The sequence below is a fragment of the Paenalcaligenes suwonensis genome (assembly GCF_011290505.1).
Classification (GTDB): domain Bacteria; phylum Pseudomonadota; class Gammaproteobacteria; order Burkholderiales; family Burkholderiaceae_B; genus Paenalcaligenes; species Paenalcaligenes suwonensis.
Map to the genome: position 1 here is coordinate 21,514 of NZ_JAANPV010000003.1, position 20,155 is coordinate 41,668.

Annotated in this window: 15 protein-coding genes and 1 pseudogene; 5 read left to right on the forward strand and 11 right to left on the reverse strand. The window is 52.3% G+C overall.

What is annotated here, in order from left to right; all coding sequences use genetic code 11:
- Positions 1–2 precede the first annotated feature (2 nt).
- From purL to GY634_RS05320, 8 genes and pseudogenes are all read right to left on the reverse strand, one after another.
- Positions 3–4,061, reverse strand: a complete 4,059-nt coding sequence (gene purL, locus GY634_RS05285) for a phosphoribosylformylglycinamidine synthase (protein WP_166407520.1) — start codon at positions 4,059–4,061, stop codon at positions 3–5.
- 88 nt (positions 4,062–4,149) lie between these two features.
- Positions 4,150–4,737, reverse strand: a complete 588-nt coding sequence (gene greB, locus GY634_RS05290; RefSeq protein ID WP_135864832.1) for a transcription elongation factor GreB — start codon at positions 4,735–4,737, stop codon at positions 4,150–4,152.
- A 19-nt stretch (positions 4,738–4,756) separates the two neighbouring features.
- On the reverse strand, positions 4,757–5,605 hold the full coding sequence (locus tag GY634_RS05295; protein ID WP_166407521.1) for a PHP domain-containing protein: 849 nt from the start codon (positions 5,603–5,605) through the stop codon (positions 4,757–4,759).
- Between the two features lie 6 nt (positions 5,606–5,611).
- Positions 5,612–6,553, reverse strand: a complete 942-nt coding sequence (locus GY634_RS05300) for an alpha/beta fold hydrolase (protein ID WP_242683610.1) — start codon at positions 6,551–6,553, stop codon at positions 5,612–5,614.
- 58 nt (positions 6,554–6,611) lie between these two features.
- Positions 6,612–9,125, reverse strand: coding sequence for a DNA internalization-related competence protein ComEC/Rec2 (locus GY634_RS05305; RefSeq protein ID WP_166407522.1), 2,514 nt, complete (start codon positions 9,123–9,125; stop codon positions 6,612–6,614).
- Between the two features lie 103 nt (positions 9,126–9,228).
- Positions 9,229–10,050 carry a TatD family hydrolase gene (locus tag GY634_RS05310; protein WP_166407523.1) on the reverse strand — a complete coding sequence of 274 codons (822 nt, stop codon included), beginning with the start codon at positions 10,048–10,050 and terminating at the stop codon, positions 9,229–9,231.
- 84 nt (positions 10,051–10,134) lie between these two features.
- Positions 10,135–10,830, reverse strand: a complete 696-nt coding sequence (gene lolD / locus GY634_RS05315; RefSeq protein ID WP_166407524.1) for a lipoprotein-releasing ABC transporter ATP-binding protein LolD — start codon at positions 10,828–10,830, stop codon at positions 10,135–10,137.
- Positions 10,823–12,096, reverse strand: a pseudogene (locus GY634_RS05320) (lipoprotein-releasing ABC transporter permease subunit). Before GY634_RS05320 ends, lolD begins: the two are co-directional and overlap by 8 nt.
- Before the next feature lie 39 nt (positions 12,097–12,135).
- Between GY634_RS05320 and GY634_RS05325 the strand changes: the two are divergent.
- Together GY634_RS05325 and recJ are read left to right on the forward strand one after the other, a co-directional pair.
- Positions 12,136–13,077 (forward strand): hypothetical protein, encoded by a 942-nt coding sequence (locus tag GY634_RS05325; protein WP_166407525.1) that lies wholly within the window; start codon positions 12,136–12,138, stop codon positions 13,075–13,077.
- On the forward strand, positions 13,062–14,786 hold the full coding sequence (gene recJ, locus GY634_RS05330; protein WP_166407526.1) for a single-stranded-DNA-specific exonuclease RecJ: 1,725 nt from the start codon (positions 13,062–13,064) through the stop codon (positions 14,784–14,786). The genes GY634_RS05325 and recJ overlap by 16 nt, the downstream gene beginning before the upstream one ends.
- Here the strand turns inward: recJ and GY634_RS05335 are convergent.
- On the reverse strand, positions 14,783–15,697 hold the full coding sequence (locus GY634_RS05335; RefSeq protein WP_166407527.1) for a DMT family transporter: 915 nt from the start codon (positions 15,695–15,697) through the stop codon (positions 14,783–14,785). The two genes, recJ and GY634_RS05335, sit on opposite strands and share 4 nt — an antisense overlap.
- A gap of 241 nt (positions 15,698–15,938) precedes the next feature.
- Here GY634_RS05335 and prfB point away from each other — a divergent pair.
- The 3 genes from prfB to lysS all read left to right on the forward strand — a co-directional run bounded on the left by prfB (position 15,939) and on the right by lysS (position 19,335).
- Positions 15,939–17,043 (forward strand): peptide chain release factor 2 gene (prfB, locus tag GY634_RS05340; protein WP_207625519.1). Its coding sequence is split into 2 segments (ribosomal slippage): positions 15,939–16,019 and positions 16,021–17,043, totalling 1,104 coding nucleotides; the frame shifts between segments, so codons are not numbered across the junction.
- A 4-nt stretch (positions 17,044–17,047) separates the two neighbouring features.
- Positions 17,048–17,806, forward strand: a complete 759-nt coding sequence (locus GY634_RS05345) for an SDR family NAD(P)-dependent oxidoreductase (protein WP_166407529.1) — start codon at positions 17,048–17,050, stop codon at positions 17,804–17,806.
- 14 nt (positions 17,807–17,820) lie between these two features.
- Positions 17,821–19,335, forward strand: coding sequence for a lysine--tRNA ligase (lysS, locus tag GY634_RS05350; RefSeq protein ID WP_166407530.1), 1,515 nt, complete (start codon positions 17,821–17,823; stop codon positions 19,333–19,335).
- Positions 19,336–19,432: 97 nt separating this feature from the next.
- On the opposite strand, the gene GY634_RS05355 is transcribed toward lysS, so the two are convergent.
- Together GY634_RS05355 and GY634_RS05360 are read right to left on the reverse strand one after the other, a co-directional pair.
- On the reverse strand, positions 19,433–19,753 hold the full coding sequence (locus tag GY634_RS05355; RefSeq protein ID WP_166407531.1) for a HesB/IscA family protein: 321 nt from the start codon (positions 19,751–19,753) through the stop codon (positions 19,433–19,435).
- 8 nt (positions 19,754–19,761) lie between these two features.
- Positions 19,762–20,145 (reverse strand): iron-sulfur cluster assembly scaffold protein, encoded by a 384-nt coding sequence (locus GY634_RS05360; protein WP_166407532.1) that lies wholly within the window; start codon positions 20,143–20,145, stop codon positions 19,762–19,764.
- Positions 20,146–20,155: the final 10 nt, after the last annotated feature.

Here is a 20,155-nt window from a genome sequence, read left to right on the forward strand (position 1 = left end):
CCTTAACCAATCCAGACCCTAGCGTTCTGGAAGAAACGCATCCAAGGACTAAACCCACCATTTGTTGCCTGTGCGCCACCCTGATCTTGCTCACCCCAGCTTTCAGGCGCCCACGACAACATGACGTTGCGTGTGACACGTTCTGGGTGTGGCATCAATACAGTGAAGCGTCCATCAGCGGTAGTCGCCCCGGCCAAACCAGCTGGACTACCATTGGGGTTGAACGGATACTGCTCGGTTGCTTGGCCACGGTTATCGGCGTAGTTGGCTACTGCCAATACGCTACCGGCGTCGCCTTGTGCGGCAAAGTTAGCGTAGCCTTCACCGTGCGCCACAGCGATTGGCAAACGTGCGCCTTCCATACCTTTGAAGAAGATAGACGGAGACGCTGCCACGCTTAAGGTGGCCAAACGGGCTTCGTATTTCTCGGACAAGTTACGAGTAAATTTAGGCCAAGCCTCTGCACCGGGAATCATTGGTGCTAATGCAGCCATCATCTGACAACCGTTACACACACCCAGCGCGAAGGTGTCTTCACGGCCAAAGAAAGCAGCGAACTGATCATTCAGCTTAGCGTTGAAACGGATGGTACGTGCCCAACCTTCGCCTGCGCCCAACACGTCACCGTAACTGAAACCACCGGCTGCTACCACGCCCTTGAATTGCTCCAAGGTGACGCGGCCGCTTAGCAAGTCAGTCATGTGCACGTCGGTCACATCAAAGCCTGCGGTATCAAAGGCCCATGCCATTTCTACTTGGCTGTTACACCCTTGCTCGCGCATTACCGCGATACGAGGACGTGCGCCGGTATTAATGAATGGAGCAGCGATGTTTTCTTGTGGGTTGAAAGGCACTACAGGGCTAATACCTGGGTCTTTCACATCGTTCCACAATGCAAATTCAGCTTCAGCACTGGCGGGGTTATCACGCAGGTTCATGATGCGGCGTGTCACTTCACTCCACTCTTTACCCAGCTCAGCACGTGGTGCTTGGTATACGCAAGCGCCGTCGCGGAAGATTTCCACTTGGTCGCGGTCGTTCAAGCTACCCACTACGTGCGCGTAAGGAGACAAACCAGCATCACGCAAACGTTGCAACACGTTATCGCGGTCCGCTTGTTTTACTTGAATCACGGCACCGATTTCTTCGTTGAACAGCGCTTTCAAGGTGAGTTCTTCACGTTGCACAGCTACTTGTTCTGGACGGATTTTGTAATCACCCCAGTCAGCCGCATGCGGATCAATAGTCAGCATGTCTACGTTTAAGGACACACCTACGTGACCGGCAAATGCCATTTCGGCGACGGTTGCCAACAAACCACCATCAGAACGGTCGTGATACGCATGTACCAAACCGTCGTTGTACAGTTCGCGCACGCTACGGAAGAACGCCAACATCAGTTCAGCGTTGTCCATATCGGGGGCTTCGTCACCCACTTGATTAAAGGCTTGCGCCAGTACCGATGTACCCATGCGCTGTTTGCCCAAACCCATATCCAACAAAATCAAGCATGTTTCGCCGATGTCGGTGCGCAGTTGAGGGGTCAGTGTTTTACGTACATCACCCACTTGTGCAAAAGCCGTTACGATCAAGGAAACTGGCGATACCACGTTGATGGATTCGCCGTCTTGCTCCCACGAGGTACGCATAGACAGGGAGTCTTTACCCACAGGGATGGACAGACCCAGTTTTTGACACCACTGGCTTACCGCTTCTACGGTATCAAACAAGGCTGCATCTTGGCCTTCGGTACCGCAAGCGGCCATCCAGTTGGCGGACAACTTAATGTCTTTCATGCTGCTGACATCGGCAGCAACCAAGTTAGACAAGGCCTCAGCCACTGCCATACGGCCAGATGCTGCTGCATCCAGCACGGCCAATGGTGTGCGCTCGCCCATGGACATGGCTTCACCACGCACGCCTTCAAAGTCTGCCAAGGTGACAGCACAATCAGCAACGGGGATTTGCCATGGACCAACCAACTGGTCGCGGCTACATAGGCCACCCACGGTACGGTCACCAATGGTGATCAAGAAATTTTTATTGGCTACTGTCGGGTGACGCAATACGCGTGTTACCGCTTCAGCCAATGGAATCAGGGGTAGATCCACAGGTTCTGTAGGCAGCTCTACGTGCTCTACATCGCGCAACATACGTGGCGCTTTACCCAGAATCACGCTCATTGGCACATCAACTGGGCGCTCGGCGGCAGGTTTGATGTCTGCATCTACACCAGGCAAGCCCTCACCTACTACTACACGCAATTGACGTTCTTCAGTTGCCACACCTACGACGGCCCATGGGCAACGTTCGCGGTCAGCAATAGCGGTAAAGCGCTGCAAGTCGGCTGGTGAAATCGCCAACACATAACGCTCTTGAGACTCGTTACTCCAGATCTCTGCTGGAGACAAACCGGACTCTTCCAACTGCACGTGGGTCAGATCAAAGATCGCACCACGCTCAGCATCGTTTACCAGTTCAGGGAAAGCGTTAGACAAACCACCCGCACCCACGTCGTGGATAGCGATAATGGGGTTTTCTGCGCCCTGCTGCCAGCAGCGGTCGATGACCTCTTGTGCACGGCGTTCCATTTCTGGGTTGCCACGTTGCACAGAGTCAAAGTCTAGCTCGGCTAAGTTCACACCGGAGCTCATACTGGATGCAGCGCCACCGCCCATACCAATACGCATACCGGGTCCACCAATTTGCACCAACAAAGCGCCTACTGGCAGTGGATCTTTGTGCGTTTGGCTAGCATCGATAGAACCTAGACCACCAGCGATCATGATGGGTTTGTGGTAACCCCAACGTACGCCACCAGCACTTTGCTCAAAGGTACGGAAGTAACCCAACAGGTTAGGACGACCAAATTCGTTATTAAACGCCGCGCCCCCAATAGGGCCTTCGATCATGATGTCCAAAGGCGAGGCAATACGGCTGCAATCACCATGAGAGTCTTGTTCCCAAGGCTCGGGGAAATCTGCAAATTTCAGATTAGAAACGGTAAAGCCTGTTAACCCTGCTTTAGGCTTAGAACCACGGCCCGTTGCACCTTCATCACGAATCTCACCACCCGACCCTGTGGACGCACCGGGGAATGGCGCAATCGCTGTAGGGTGGTTGTGAGTTTCCACTTTCATCAAGGTGTGCAGCGTGGTGTCTAGGCGCTGGTATGTACCTTTACCATCAGAATCCGGCAAGGTTGCACGGAATACTTGAGCAGGGCCACCTTCCATAATGGCGGCGTTATCCGAGTACGCCACCACTGTTTTTTCAGGTTGTGCCGCGTGTGTGTCGCGGATCATGCCAAACAAGGTTTTGTCTTGTGGCTTGCCATCAATCACCCACTGGGCATTGAAAATTTTGTGACGGCAGTGTTCGCTGTTGGCTTGCGCGAACATCATCAGTTCTACGTCGGTAGGGTTACGCTTCAAGCCCACAAAGGCTTCCAGCAAATACTCCACTTCGTCGTCAGACAGTGCCAAACCCATTGTACGGTTGGCCTCTTCCAGCGCAGCTTGGCCATTGGCCATCACGTCTACGTATTGCATGGCTTTGCCTTGCAACTCTACGAACAACTGCTCTGGTGCAAAATTGACGTCTACTACAGTTTCCGTCATTTTGTCGTGCAGCATGGCCGAGATTTGAGCCAACTGCGCTTCATTAATATTCTTGCTACCCAACAAACCGCGCTCTGGTGTGATCACATAGCGCACACCACGCTCTATACGGCGCACCCCTTGAATACCACAGTTACGCGCGATATCAGTGGCTTTACTGGCCCACGGAGAAATCGTGCCTATACGTGGGATAACTCGCAATACCAAGGCGTTTTTAGCCTGATCTTTTGCATCAAAACATGGACGAGAATCATCCAGCAACGCTTCCAACTGGCTCAGGTTTTGCTCGTTTTGCGCACTGTCATCTGCCCAGACGTAGTGCTCATAAAAACCCTGTATATCAGCAACAGGGAGATCCATAGCCTTTAAGCGTTGCAGCAAGCGCTCGCGGCGGAAATCGGAAAGGAAAGAGGAGCCGGGATAATGCAAGAAAGAGTTCACGGTTCTGTGGGAGAAGTAAAAAGAAGACAAGAAATGTGACTATTTTAACCACAAGCGCGGGAAGAATCCCGCGCTTGTGGTTTTACGGTTAATGTCCCAGCTCGTCGTCTGGCGGGGCTGGTTCAGTGGGATAGTGCACTTCCAGAATATCCAATTCTTCCTTGCCACCCGGTGTACGTAAGGTAATAGTGTCGCCCTCGCGTGCTTTGAGCAAAGCGCGTGCCACGGGGGATATCCAACTAATCTTGCCGTTTAACGGTTCGGCTTCGTCTATACCCACAATAGTAATGGTGGTTTCTTCACCACTAAGGTTGGCATACACCACTGTTGCCCCAAAGAAAATCTGATCTTTATTAGGCTGCAAAGCGGGATCAACCACCTCGGCAATTTGGATGCGCTTGGTCAGAAAGCGGATGCGTCTGTCTATTTCACGCAGCCGTTTTTTACCGTATAAGTAATCGCCATTTTCTGAACGGTCGCCATTCGAGGCCGCCCACGACACCACTTGCACAACCTCGGGTCGCTCAACGTTCATCAAATGATTAAATTCGCGACGCAGCGCACGGTAACCCTCTACCGTAATGTAGTTCTTGGTGCCTGCCGGTATGCTGACAGCAGGTGCCTCCAAGTCATCATCTAGATCTTCTGTATCTTCTTTTACAAAGGCTTTATTCATATTCTGTACTCCAACCGGTCTAGCCCAGCCATTCATCCCACACCGTGGGTAAGCCCGCTGGTGAAGGTGGCAATGTGCCCAAATCTAAGCGCCCCTCACCGGGTGCGTGAAAGTCTGATCCACACGAAATTTCAAAACCGTAATGCTTAGCCACTTGCGCGTATTCGGCATACTGGTCAGGCCGGTGACTACCCGTGACCACTTCTATTCCTACGCCACCCAAGGCTTTGAACTCGTCAAATAATGCCCCGAATTGTACAGGCGTAAATTCATAGCGGCCGGGGTGAGCAATAATGGCTTTACCACCCGCTTCTCGTATCCAATGAACAGACTGCGCCAAGGTGGCCCACTGCATAGGTACAAACGCGGCTTTGTGATCGCCCAAATACCGTTTAAAGACCTCGCCCATATTGGCGCAATAGCCTTCCTCGACTAGGAAGCGCGCAAAATGCGTACGGCTGATTAACGAAGGGTTAGACACATAACGCAACGCCCCCTCATAGGCATTTTTAATACCTAAACCCGTTAATTTATCGCCTATTTCTTTAGCACGTTGTTCACGCCCTGCCCGTATATAGGCCAGCTCGTCATTAATCTGCGTTTGGTGATCCTCTACATTCAACCCCACGATATGCACCGTACGGCCCGCCCATGTGACGGAAATTTCCACACCAGAAATAAATTGCATACCCAATTTCTGTGCTTCAGCACGAGCTTCATCCAAGCCGCTTAATTCATCGTGGTCGGTTAACGCCCACAACTGCACACCGTTGGCAGCAGCGCGCTGTGCCACTTCTTTAGGGGGTAACAATCCGTCTGAGGCTGTGGAGTGACAATGCAAATCCACATTAAGAGTTTGAGTACGCATGCCTGACTACCCTATCAAAAACTGTTTTACTGTCGCTATTTGATCCGCATGGCGCAACGTAGGCGCATGCCCTACTCCGGCCACTTCTACACTGCGTGCAGCGTGATGCAGATTTAGCATTCTTTGCACGGTATCCGTGCTTAATAAATCGGACTCTTGCCCACGCATAATCAGCAGTTCATTAGGCCAATGCTGATAAGACTGCCACAGCAACTGCTCAGCCATTTGCATGGCCGCTTCGGTTTGTGTGGCAAAGGGCAACGCAATGCGTAAGTCGTAATGCTTTACCCACGCCCCCTCGTCAGTTTGCACAAAGGCAATGCGCGCCATATCGGCCCACTCGGCGTCTGAGTGCGGCCCAAAGCCAGCTAAGGTCTGGCGCACCGACGCAACTGCTTCGTCAAAACTGGCGAACTGCACCGGCATGCCTACGTAGTCACCAATACGCTGTATACCCTCCCAGTTTAACGCTGGGCCCACATCGTTTAAGACTAGCTTTCCTAGTGGCAACTGCTGAGACGACGGCATACTTAAGGGATGCGGCATGCGTAACTGCGCCGACAAGGCCACATTGCCTGCCAAGCCCATGGCAATCAAACCGCCCATCGAGGTACCCACCCAATCCAAGGTAGTAGGCTGCAACCGCGCAATCAGTGTCAGCATATCGGCCACATATTGTGGAACGGCGTAATACGTGGGATCTAACAGCCAGTCCGACGAGCCACGCCCCACCACGTCGGGACACACTACGCGATAATGGCTAGACAATGCTGCGGCCAACGCATCGAAATCTCTACCGCTGCGCGTTAACCCATGCACACACAAAAGAATGTTGTGATTGGTAGGATCGCCCCATTCCCAGTACGCCATACGATGGGTACCAGCAGGTGATGCACACATCACATAATCCAAACGAGGTCCAGAGCGCATATCAGAGTGACTGTTCATGAGCAGACTGCGGCAAAGTAGGAAAAGAGTACTGTCCATTCTACACGCATCATTGCCGCTATCTACCTGTCTTAGCACATGGAAGCTGCCGCTGCGAGTTAGGGTGCTGCCAATAACGAGCCTGCACTTGCCGCTGGCACTGCACCTGCATAGTGTCTTTCTGAGTATGAATGTGTACAGCGCCCGCATAATCCGTACGTATAAAGACGGTCTGCAACCGCTGCCACCGTCGTTGCACCTCAGCATGCGGATGACCAAATCTATTCCACCACCCAACTTGCGCAATCGCCCATGTGGCCTGCAAGGTTTGCACCCAATCCAATGACGATGATGTACGCGAACCATGATGGCCTACCACGACGGCATCATGTTGCCCTATTCCATACCTACGAATATGGGCTTCTTGCGCTACCCCTACATCCCCCGTTAGCAACAACGTTTTTCCATGCACGCTACGCACACTCAGCACACAACTACGGGCATTGCTGTCTTTCTGTTTTAACGCTGTTTCGGTAGGCCATAAAAAGGTGAACCGCACCCCATCTACCTGCCACGACTCCCCTTGCTTGCAAAGCGACAACGCAGTTGTTGTAGGCAGTGGCGAGGGCTGCTGCAATAACGCTGCTTCACGCCCTAGGTAAGCACGCGTAGCAAAGCTGGAATATACCGTTTGCACAGGTAGGTTTTGCAGCACACTAAATGCACCACCCGTATGGTCTAGGTCATCGTGCGACAGCACTAACCAATCCAATGCTGTAATGCCCTGCGCGCGCAAAAATGGCAGTATCACTCTACTGCCCATATCGCTGTGATAACTGGCTCGCAGCCCTGTATCAAACAACAGCGCATGTTGCCGTGTCTGCACCACAATAGCGCTGCCTTGCCCCACATCCAGCACGTAAGCCCGCCATTCGCCTTCTGCTATTTGCTCCCGCCCCCACACCAAGCACGGTAACAGCCCTACCCAGCCCCAATGCTTACCCGGCAAGCCTTTAGGCAATAAGGCATAACCCATTCCACAAAGCGCAATGCCATAGGCCCACCAGGGCGCAGCCGCCACTGGCACACTGGCCAAAGGCAATTCACTTAGCCACTGCGTAGGCCGCATCATCGCATTCAACAACCCATGCGCCAGCCATGCTACCCAGTGTGAAAACGGCGCTAACCACTGCACTGGAGCCGTCAGCATTAACAACAATGACAGTGGCGTAATCACCATCCCTATTAACGGAATGGCATAGGCATTGCTAAACGGTGAAATCAGAGAGATCTCGTTAAACTGCCAAGCCAGCGCTGGAAACAAGGCCACACTAATAATGATTTGCCACGCCGAGGCTTGCCGCAGTACGTTAAACACCGCTCGCCAGCTGTGATACGGCTGCATAGCATGCCCCTGCCAGTGATAACACACTAGCAATACTGCTACTGCCCCAAACGATAACCAAAAACCACTGGCTAAGACTGCCCACGGATCCAACCACACCACCAGCGCGGCGGCCAAGGCCAAGACTTGTGACGGCTGCCAAGACACATTCGCCAAACGCGTCAGCACTACTACCGCTAACATCAAAAAAGTACGCTGCGCGGGCACACCCCAACCTGCTACTGTGCAATACAATGCGGCCACCACCAACGCCACACAGGCTGCTACGTTCTGTGCCGGCCAGTATTCAGCAAGGCGGATACTTCCATAACGCATACGCCGCCAACACCACGACAGCACGGTTGCTACCAACACGGACAGTAGCGTCACATGCGATCCACTAATAGACACTAGATGGGTAAGCCCGGTCCTGTTAAACACCTGCCAATCGTGGTCTTCTATGCTTTGCTGATCGCCCATGCTTAACGCCAACAGCACACCCCCATAGCGCAACGATTGCACATAAGGTTGCATGGCAGCACGTAACTCATAGCGCAGACTTTGTGCCATCACCTGCCACGAACGCTGCCACCATGGCCGAACAAATAGCAGTTGTGGTTGCCCCCGTACGCTGGCTAACGCCCGTACGTCGTTGCTAAAGCTGTATTGCTCATAATCAAAACCATGTGCATTGCTATAGCCATGCGGCGTTTTAACTAGCATATTGCTGCGCCATACTTGGCCTGGGGAAATCACAGGAAAACTATAAGGCATGGGTTTTGTATAAGGACCTGACCAAGTAGGTGCAGACCAACTCACTACTATAGTTCGGGGCACACCCGCAGGCTTGCTATGACGCACCCGCGCCATAAAGCTGACACTTCCTACGCGATACTGAGGCAGCCCTATCACCTCAAACTCTATGCGTGATACCCGGTTTTCGTCCGCGGATGGTAAGGCTTGCGCCAACCGCTGTTGCGCTAAAAAACTTGCCCACCCAAGCGTTGCACAAGCCGCCAGCATAGCCACCGCAGCGTAGCTGAACCTAGGCATACGCCAAACCATCACGCACAACACTGCCGCTACTAGGGCTAAGCCCACATAAACCCAGAGTGAAGGTAATACCGAAAAGTTTTGCACCAGTACAGCAGCCAACACCATAGCCACTGCTACTGCCCGCCCAGAAAACTGCCGTTGTAGACATCGCATAATGAATGCAAAAGCTTTAGCCTACGGCGATGCGCACGCGCCAAACGTAGGCGCGTCATCTTATGTCACTGCGTGACTGTACCTACGTACTAAGCGGGAAAAATTAGCGAGCTAAGCGCGGCAACACATCTACTGCATTTTGCCCCGTCTGTTGAATAACGCGTTGCAAGGGCTGGTCACGCAACTCTGCCAACACTTGCGCCATTCGCGCTAACTGAGCAGGCTCATTGCGACGGGCCAAGGGCGTGACATCTACCTCGCCTGCACTGCCCAGCCATGCAGGCGGAATATCTGGCGCATCGGTTTCTAGCACGATGGCCTCTAGGGGAAGGTCTGCTGCCAAACGGCGTATTTGCTTAGCACGCTCAAACGTCATGGCTCCGCCAAAACCTAGCTTGAAGCCCAAGCCAACCAAAATCTCGGCTTGTTGTTGACTGCCGTTAAACGCATGCGCGATACCTCGTAACCCAGGATGTAAGCGCACATACTTGGTGATGACATCTACGGAACGACGCACATGCAAAATCACCGGCAACTGATAACGTGCCGCCAAGGCTACTTGCTGCTCATAAAAAAACAGCTGGCGTTCACGCATTTCGGGGGTACATAGCTCGGACACAAAGAAGTCCAAGCCTATTTCGCCTATGCCCACAAAGCGGGGATCATCTAGGGCCTGCTGTACGGTTTCTTCTAATACTGCCAGATCGTTAGGCTGAGCGCGCGGTACATATAAAGGGTGAATGCCTAAGGCGTAATACACACCCTCGTTTTGCTGTGCAAGCTGACGTACCGCGTCGAAGTTACTGACCTCTACCGCCGGCACCACCACTTTCTGCACCCCTGCGGCTTGTGCCCGCTGCCACACCTGATCGCGATCAGCATCAAATTCCGGTGCATCCAAATGACAATGGCTATCGATCAGCATGGTTTCCCCCTGTGAGACTACCTACGCAGCGCCGTGCATACAGAGCATGGGTCACACCCTGTACACACGCTTAGGCAGTTTAGCTTATTGTAGATTGCCATCCACCATGTGCAATTGTCGGTGCGCCAAGGAAGCCAAGGCCACATCATGCGTCACAATCACAAACGCAGTGCCTAGCTCTCTGTTCACCTCTTGCAGCAACGCAAACATTTCATCGGCCGTATGTCTATCTAAGTTACCGGTAGGCTCATCCGCCAACACGCAGGCTGGATTAGAAACCAACGAACGCGCCAATGCCACGCGCTGCCGCTCGCCACCCGACAACTGCCCGGGAAAATGGTCTAAGCGCTCACCCAAGCCCACTCGTTCTAATAACTTCTGTGCTTGTGCTCGTGCTTCATCACGTTTTAAGCCCCGCACAATTAACGGCATAGCTGCGTTGTCTAAGGCATGGAATTCCGGCAGTAAATGGTGGAACTGGTACACAAAGCCTAAGGACTGGTTACGCAAACGGCTGCGCTGTTTTTCGCCCATGCTATCCGTTTCTTGACCTTGCACCCACACCTTACCGGTAGTGGGTTTATCAAGCAGCCCCAGTATGTGCAACAGGGTACTTTTACCCGACCCAGACGCGCCCACAATAGCGACCATTTCACCGGCCTGCACCTGTAAAGACACATCGTGCAAAATACGGATATCACGCCCAGCTTCGCTATAGCGCACGCCCAAGTCACGCGCCTCAATGACAGGAGTAGAAGAAGACATTACAGAATCAGTCATGACGCAGTACCTGTGCAGGTTGCAGACGTGAGGCACGCCAACTGGGGTACAGCGTAGCCAAGAACGACAAAATTAACGAAGTCACCGCAATGATAACGATATCGCTCACTTGCGGATTAGAAGGCAAAGAGCTGATGAAATAGATTTGCTCGGGCAAGAACTGTAGGCCAATCAAGTTCTCAATAAAGGGAACGATCACATCTACGTTATAGGCAATCAACACCCCAAACAACACACCTAAGCCCGTGCCCAAGAAACCAATCAAACTGCCTTGCACCAAGAAGATGCGGGCAATCTCAGCCGGCGTCGCCCCTAAGGTACGCAGGATGGCAATATCGCTACGCTTATCTTTCACCGCCATCACCAGCGACGACAGCAAGTTAAACGCGGCTACCGCCACAATCAGGGTCAGAATTAAAAACATCATACGTTTTTCAGTTTGCACCGCGGCAAACCACGTACGGTTATTGCGTGTCCAGTCGCTGGCAATCACACCACTGGGCAATTGGCTTTGTAGCTCTACAGCGACCTCGGGGGCTTTTTGCATATCTTTAATGCGCAAACGCACACCGCTCACTCCACTGTCGCGGAAAATGCGGGCGGCATCTTGCACATTCACAAACGCCAACGACGCGTCGTACTCATAGTGGCCCGACGAAAACAGACCCACTACCGTGAACTGGCGCATACGCGGTAAAAACCCGCCGGTGAAATCGTGCCTTGTGGCGCCATCACCATCAAGGTATCGCCTTGGCCTACTCCTAGCGTTTTCGCCAATTTCTGACCCAGCACAATGCCAAAGCTGCCATCTTTTAAGGCATCCAAGCTACCGGCATACAATTGATCGGCTAGCTCAGAAACCTGTGTTTCCACACTAGGATCTATGCCGCGTATTTGCGCGCCGCTCAATACATTATTGCGCACCAACATACCTTGTGCGCCCACAAAAGGTGCGGCACCTTCTACCGCACTATTGTGCTTGGCTTCGGTGGCAATATCCGGCCACATTTCCAACACTCTCTGGTGCGGTTGCCCGGGATAAAACAATTCTATATGCGGCAAAACCGACAGCATTCGATCACGCACCTGCGTTTGGAAGCCATTCATGACTGAAAGCACTACAATAAGAGCCGCAACCCCTAGAGCGATACCCGCCATGGAACTTCCAGCGATGAACGAGACAAACCTGTCCCCTCGCTGTCCTGCTTTACGCTTAGATCGGGTTAACCCCGCATAACGCGCTCCAACCCACCATTCAAACGACATAAACTTTGCCACCGCACGTGTATTAGACAGAAAACTTCTATGCAAATAGTACTCTCAGGCGCTCTGCCCGAACCACCCTACGCATCAAAACTTTTACCTGAGCTGGAAAAAGTCGCTCCTACTCTGGTTCAGTGGCTGAATAAAAGCCAAAGCACACTACAGGTTCTGGATAGCAATCAAGAACGCTGTACAGCACTGGAGTACTGGCAACTGCAACAGGCTGGATTTCAACCCAAACCCGCTCAGCATAGTAGCGCAGGTCTAGGGGTTTTGTGGATGCAATCGCAACAAAACCTAACTTTACCCCTAGAAGAAGCCATCTGGTTAGGTGAGCTCGTGCACATTGCCCCCTCGCGGGATGGTGCTGCGCTTATCCCTGCCGCGCAGTTAGACATTAGCGCGGCTGAAAGCGAAGCCCTATTTACCAGCAGCGTTGAATGGTTTGAAGGCACGGGGTTTTCCGCCGAGTACAGGGGGCCAAACTACTGGCGCATTACCCCTCCACACGACTTTGAAGCACGTACAGTTAGTTCTGACTTGGTCAGCCAAAGCGCCGTTAATAATTGGTGGGAGCAAGACACCGCTACACGGCCTTGGCGCAAATTGGTTAACGAACTACAAATGTTTTGGTTCAACCACCCAGTCAACCAACAACGCATCGCGGATGGCAAACTACCTATCAACAGTTTGTGGTTACAAGGTGGAGGATCTCTTGCGCAATTTAGCCCCACCCCCACTGACGCTTACCACGTCTTCACCGACTTGGAAGACCCCCTACAACAGCAAGACTGGTCTAGATGGCTAGAAGCCTGGCAAGAGCTAGAGAAAAATCGCTTTGCTCCGCTACAGCAGCAACCCACTAGCATTGTGCTGTGCGGTCTGGACCGTCTGCTTACTCTTAGCCCCCGCCCCAGCGGTTGGCTACAAAAACTCTTTGCCCCCAAGCAATCAGATTGGAAGAAAAAATGGTCATCCCAGTAATACAGGACCGCAACCCTAACCCCGAGCACATCGCTGCCCTCACATCAGCTGGCACACATCCGCTATTAGCCAAATTGATGGCATCCAGAGGGGTATGCAGCCAAGAAGAGTTAGCCACCGACTGGGCTCAAATGCTCTCGCCCGCGTTACTGCGCGACTTGCAACATGCCGCCCGTTTTTTGGCGGATGCCATTGCTGCCAATAAGCGCTTACTGATTGTGGCAGACTACGACTGTGATGGCGCGACGGCCTGCGCTGTAGCGGTGCGCGGTTTACGCATGATGGGTGCTACGGTCGATTTCCTAGTGCCTAATCGCTTTGAGACTGGCTACGGTTTATCGCCCGCCATTGTAGAGCTCGCCATCGCCCACCCCACCGGTAAGCCAGACATCTTAATTACCGTTGATAACGGCATCGCCAGTGTCAGCGGCGTAGAAGCCGCCAAAGCGGCTGGCATGGAAGTTATTGTCACCGATCACCACTTACCCGGTGACGAGCTGCCAGATGCGTCCGCCATTGTGAACCCCAACCACCCTGACTGCACCTTTGCCTCTAAAAATTTAGCGGGTGTAGGCGTGATCTTTTACCTGATGCTGGGGTTACGCGCCGAACTACGCCAACGAGGCGTTTTTGATGCCAAAACTCAGCCGCGCTTAAACCGTTTAAGTGATCTCGTTGCCTTAGGCACTGTCGCCGACGTGGTGCGCTTAGACAGCAATAATCGTTTATTGGTCAGCCAAGGCTTGCAACAAATACGCTCCGGTATCATGCAACCGGGCATTGAAGCCTTGTTCCGCGTGGCTGCACGCCACCCCGCGCTTGCCAGCACCTTTGATTTAGGTTTTGCCTTAGGCCCTCGTATTAATGCAGCAGGCAGGCTCGCCGATATGGCATTAGGCATTCGTTGTTTACTGAGCGACGACCCAGCAGAAGCCATGGCTTTAGCACAAGAGCTAGAGGACATGAACCAAGACCGCCGCCAGATTGAGCAACATATGCGTCAAGAAGCGTTAGTCGCGGTAGAACAGCATGTGAACCACAACCCCGAACAACGGGCCAGCCTTTGCGTGTATCACCCCGACTGGCACCAAGGCGTAGTGGGCTTGGTGGCTTCTCGCTTAAAAGAACAGTTCTGGCGTCCCGTGCTGGCATTTGCCCGCAGTGACGACGGCATCATGCTTAAAGGTTCCGGCCGTTCGGTACCCGATGTGCATTTGCGCGACGTATTGGATTTAGTCTCTAAACGCCAGCCCGGCATCATCGCCCAGTTTGGTGGTCACGCGATGGCGGCAGGCTTAAGCATCAAAGAAGAAAATTACGCTGACTTCATGCTGCTCTTTGATGATGCGGTACGCACCTTAAGCGGACGTGAGTATTTTGAACCGGTGATAGAAACAGATGGCAGCCTATCGCTGGATCACTACAGCGTAGAAACCGCCTACTTGCTGCAATCGCAAGTATGGGGTGCTGGCTTTCCAGCTCCACTATTTCGCGACCGCTTTATTATTCGTCAGCAGCGTTTGCTCAAAGACCGGCACTTGAAGCTGCAACTAGAACGTGGCACCCAAGTGCTAGACGCTATTTGGTTTAACCACGATCAATTGTTAGATGGCGTGATTGAGGTGGTGTACAGTTTGGCCCCCAACACATGGAATGGCCAAACTTCACTGCAATTAATAGTGGAGTACGCGGCTAGCGTCAACGCTTAAGCGCTGTTTCTCTTGCGGGATGCCAGCATAATCCCACCCACAATCAGTGCAAAAGCAATGGCGTGGAAGGTTTGCGGCATCTCGTTTAAGAACAAGGTGGACAACAGTGCCGCAAACAAGGGGATGAAGTTGGTAAAGAAGCCCGCTGTGGCTGGCCCAGCACGCTGTACCCCCTCCCCCCAACAGTACAACGCCACAATCGCTGGCCCTATAGCCACATAGGCCATCGCCCAATAAAGTTCGGTGCCCCAACGAATGTGCAGATCAAAGGCCGCCCATTCACCCCACGCAAAAAAGCCCGACCACACCGTACCAAATGCCACTTGCGACATTAAGAGCGTGGCCCAATTTCGGCGTACATCATCGGGGTGCTTTTTCGCCAACAACAGCCAACTGTAAAACGCCCACGCAATGGTAGAGAGGATCATATAAAAATCCCCAATCACCAAGCGCATAGACATAATCTGCGTTAAGTCGCCTCGGGTCAGAATAATCATCACCCCACACAGCGACACCACGCCCCCTATCAGTTGCCAACGGTTCATTAACGCGCCAAAAAACACGCGCCCGATTAACAACATCCAAATGGGCATGCTCGCGCCCACCAAGGTCACGTTAATAGGGGTGGAGCTTTGTAGCGCCATGTACTGCAAAGTGTTGTAAAGACCAATACTCAGCAAACCCAAAATGGAATAACGCTTCCACTCTTTCCATAATTGGCTACTAGGGCGCAATACCGAATAGCCAAATGGCAGCAGAATTAAAAACGCGATAATCCAGCGCACAAAATTTAGCGTCACTGGCGGAATCATATCGCTGACGATACGGCCCACTATGGCGTTACCTGCCCAAAGCATGGTTGGGAGCACTAGAAAAGCGATTGTTGCCGGAGTAAGTTTTGGTTGACTCATTACGCACATACGCCCCGTTAGTCTCCATCGTAGGGCGTATTTATTATGATTAAACGACTAGTATAGTGAATGCATCCTCTAAAAACGAATGATAATAATTCCTTAAAATCAGCTGAATGCGCACAAAAAGCCGCATTCACCCTGCCCTAATGCAGCCTAACAGGTTAAAATTACTCCTTTTGACCGAATTTTGGGCATAGCACTACTGACGGCTATGCCACCACACAGGAAGTACACCGCTATGGAAGCCGAACGTCAAAACGCCATTGAGTCGCACTTGGAAGATTACATCCAGCGCGAGGCAGAGCTACGGAGGTATCTTTGACTACGATGACAAAGCACACCGCTTAATCGTAGTTAATGCCGAATTGGAAAGTCCCGATGTCTGGAACGATCCACAACACGCTCAAGAACTTGGCCGTGAAAAGAAAAGCCTAGAAGGCGTAGTGACCGCGTTAGATGAAATCCGCAGCGCACTACACGATAGCCAAGAACTGTTTGACCTCGCTGCTAGCGATGACGACGACGAAACCTTGCAAGCCGTAGAAGATGACATCGCTGCTGTATGCGAACGCATTGAAGAGCTTGAGTTCCGCCGCATGTTCTCCAACCCTGCTGACCCATCCAACTGCTTTATGGATATTCAGGCCGGCGCGGGTGGTACGGAAGCACAAGACTGGGCATCTATTTTGCTGCGCCAATACTTGCGCTATGCCGAGCACAAAGGCTTCAAAGCTGAAGTACTGGAAATTTCCGATGGCGAGGTGGCCGGTATTAAGTCTGCCACCCTCAAAATTGAAGGCGAATACGCCTACGGCTTGTTGCGCACCGAAACTGGCGTGCACCGTTTAGTGCGTAAAAGCCCCTTTGACTCCAACAATGGCCGTCACACCTCTTTTAGTAGCGTGTTTGTCTACCCTGAAGTGGACGACTCCTTTGAAATTGAAGTTAACCCAGCCGACTTGCGCGTAGACACCTACCGCGCCAGTGGTGCGGGTGGTCAGCACGTGAACAAAACCGACTCTGCGGTACGTTTGACTCACTTGCCTTCCGGTATTGTGGTGCAGTGTCAGAATGACCGCTCCCAGCACCGTAACCGTGCAGAAGCCATGCAAATGCTGCGCTCAAAACTGTACGAAAAAGAGATGCGTGAACGTATGGCTGACCAGCAAAAACTGGAAGACGCTAAAAGCGATGTGGGCTGGGGTCATCAGATTCGTTCTTACGTACTGGATCAAAGCCGCATTAAAGATTTGCGTACCAACCTGGAAGTGTCCAACACCCAGAAAGTGCTAGATGGCGATCTAGACCCCTTCATTCAGGCCAGCCTGAAACAAGGTCTATAACACCATGAGTACACAGCGCGTTGTCATTATTACCGGCACATCAAAAGGCTTAGGCGCAGCTCTAGCACAACAGGTGCTAGATGCTGACACTACTCTTTTTTCTATCGCCAGAGGCACCAACCCATCGTTAGCGGCAACCGCTGCTGAACGTGGGGCCATAGTGCACAGTCTGCAAGCAGACTTATCCTCTGCGGAAGGTACTCGCCAAGCACAAGAGTGGCTACAACACGCGCTGCCTCGCACAGCACAGCAGTACTGGCTCATCAACAATGCCGGAACCGTAGAACCCATCGCACAAGCCAACCAGCTTAACGATGCGCAGGCCATTCAACACGCGTTGCAACTTAACGTGGGCAGCGCCATCGCCCTCTGCGCAACGCTACTGGCAGCGACCGACGCTAACCCACATGCTGAACGCCGCATTCTGAACATATCCTCAGGTGCGGGTCGTCGTAGCGTAGCGGGCTGGGGCGTATATGGTGCGACCAAGGCTGCCTTGGACTTCTACACACAAACCATGGCGATGGAAAATCACCCTCGCCTGCGCTGTGTTTCGTTAGCCCCCGGCGTGATTGATAGCCCTATGCAGAGCGTCATACGTCAACAACACGCTGATGACTTCCCTGACGTACAACGCTTTCTTAACCTACATGCCGAACAGCAGCTAAGCTCCCCTGATGAAACGGCCGCAAACATTCTGCGCCACATGGGTAGCGATGCCTTCGGCAGCACCCTCCTGGATGATATCCGTCGTTATTTGTAAAGTTTACTGAAACCATGACTCAACCTACTCCTGCCCCGCATGCCGACGAAAACCATTTGATCACCGAGCGTCGTGGCAAACTGCAACAGCTTCGTGAAAATGGTGTGGCGTACCCTAATAACTTCCGCCCTACCAATCACGCCGATGACCTGCACGCTACCTACAGCGAGCACGAAAAAGAGGCATTGGCCGAACAAAAACACCCGGCATCCGTTGCTGGGCGCATGATGCTGAAGCGAGTTATGGGTAAGGCAAGTTTTGCAACGCTGCAAGACGGTACAGGCCGTATCCAGATTTATTTGGATAAAAACTCTGTAGGCGAAGAGGTCTACGAGCAGTTCAAAACCTGGGATATTGGTGACATGCTGGCCGTTGAAGGCATCATGTTCAAAACCAATAAAGGTGAGTTGTCTATTCACGCCAGCAGCATCCGCTTGCTCGCTAAGTCACTACGCCCACTGCCCGATAAATTTCACGGCTTGGCTGACCAAGAACTGCGTTACCGCCAACGTTACGTAGACCTCATCATGAACGAAGAGGTACGTGGCACCTTCTTGGCACGCAGCAAGATCATCAACAGCATTCGTCAAAACATGCTGGAAGAAAGTTTCCTAGAAGTGGAAACGCCTATGTTGCACCCTATTCCAGGCGGCGCATCGGCTAAACCTTTTGTGACGCACCACAATGCGCTGGACATGGAAATGTACCTGCGTATCGCCCCCGAGCTGTACTTGAAACGCTTGGTGGTAGGTGGTTTTGAGCGCGTATTCGAAATTAACCGCAACTTCCGTAACGAAGGGGTGAGCCCACGCCACAACCCTGAGTTCACCATGATGGAGTTCTACGCGGCCTACACCGACTACCGCTGGTTGATGGACTTCACCGAAACCTTGATCCGTAACGCGGCGATTGCTGCACACGGCACCGCTGTACTAACGTACCAAGATCAAGAGCTAGACCTCAGCAAACCTTTTGAACGCCTGACTATTATTCAAGCCATTCAAAAATACGCTGAAGGCTACCAAGAAAGCCAATTGCAAGACAGTGAGTTCTTGCGTACCGAACTGAAACGCCTGAAAGTAGACGTGAGCAACCCGCCACTGTCCAATGCAGGTTTGGGTGCGTTGCAATTAGCTCTATTTGAAGAAGTAGCGGAATCCAAACTATGGAACCCTACTTACATCATTGACTACCCAGTAGAAGTGTCTCCATTGGCACGCGCTTCTGACACAGAGGAAGGTATTACCGAGCGTTTCGAGCTGTTTATCACGGGTAGAGAAATTGCTAACGGCTTCTCGGAGTTAAACGACCCCGAAGACCAAGCACAACGCTTCCAAGCTCAAGTAACTGCTAAAGATGCTGGCGACGAAGAAGCCATGTACTACGATGCCGACTACATTCGCGCGTTAGAGTACGGTATGCCTCCTGCCGGTGGTTGTGGTATCGGTATTGACCGTTTGGTCATGCTGCTGACAAACAGCCCAAGCATCCGTGACGTGATTCTGTTCCCACACCTGCGTCACGAGTAATGCCGCTTATGCGCCAACCCCGCACGGGTTGGCCGCAAGAACAAAAAAGGCTCAATGTTTTGCACATTGAGCCTTTTTCTATATCCATTACCAGCTTTTAGACGGTGAAAGACTCACCGCAACCGCAACTGGCTGCTTCCTTAGGGTTATTGAATTTGAAGCTGCTGCTTAGGCCTTCGCGTACGAAATCGATTTCTGTACCGTCAATGAAGGGCAACGCTTTGGGATCCACATACACGGTAATACCGTGCTCGGAGAAGACTTGATCACCCTCTTTGCCTTCGCTCACGTAGTCCCACTTATAGGCCATGCCGGAGCAGCCTGTTAATCGCACGCTCAACCGCATCGCTTGCGCATCATTTTTGCTCAAGTGATGGCTAATGTGTTTAGCCGCATTTTCCGTTAATGTAATCGCCATGTTTTACCTCATTCATTCTGTGACGGTACAAGTTTGCTCGCAGCATCGCGTAGCACCTCTACAGCCAAAATAGCACTGTGCAATTTCACTGCGGGCAAATCCAGCGCCTGCATAAGCTCTGAACTGGTTAACGCCGCCAACTGAGCTGGCTGCTTACCTTCTGCCCAGCTACAGGCATATTCTGCCGCAGCAATAGTGACACCACAACCATAAGCCTGAAACCTAGCCTGTTGAATCACACCACTATCATTCATGTGTAGCGACAAACGTATTGCCGCCCCTTCCTGCTCCGAACCTGCCAATGCACTAGCAGCCTTACCAGCGGCTACCGTTAGCACACCCGCGTGTTCTGGCGCTTTAAAATATGACTCTACCTGTGCGTTATACCGCATGATATCCCTT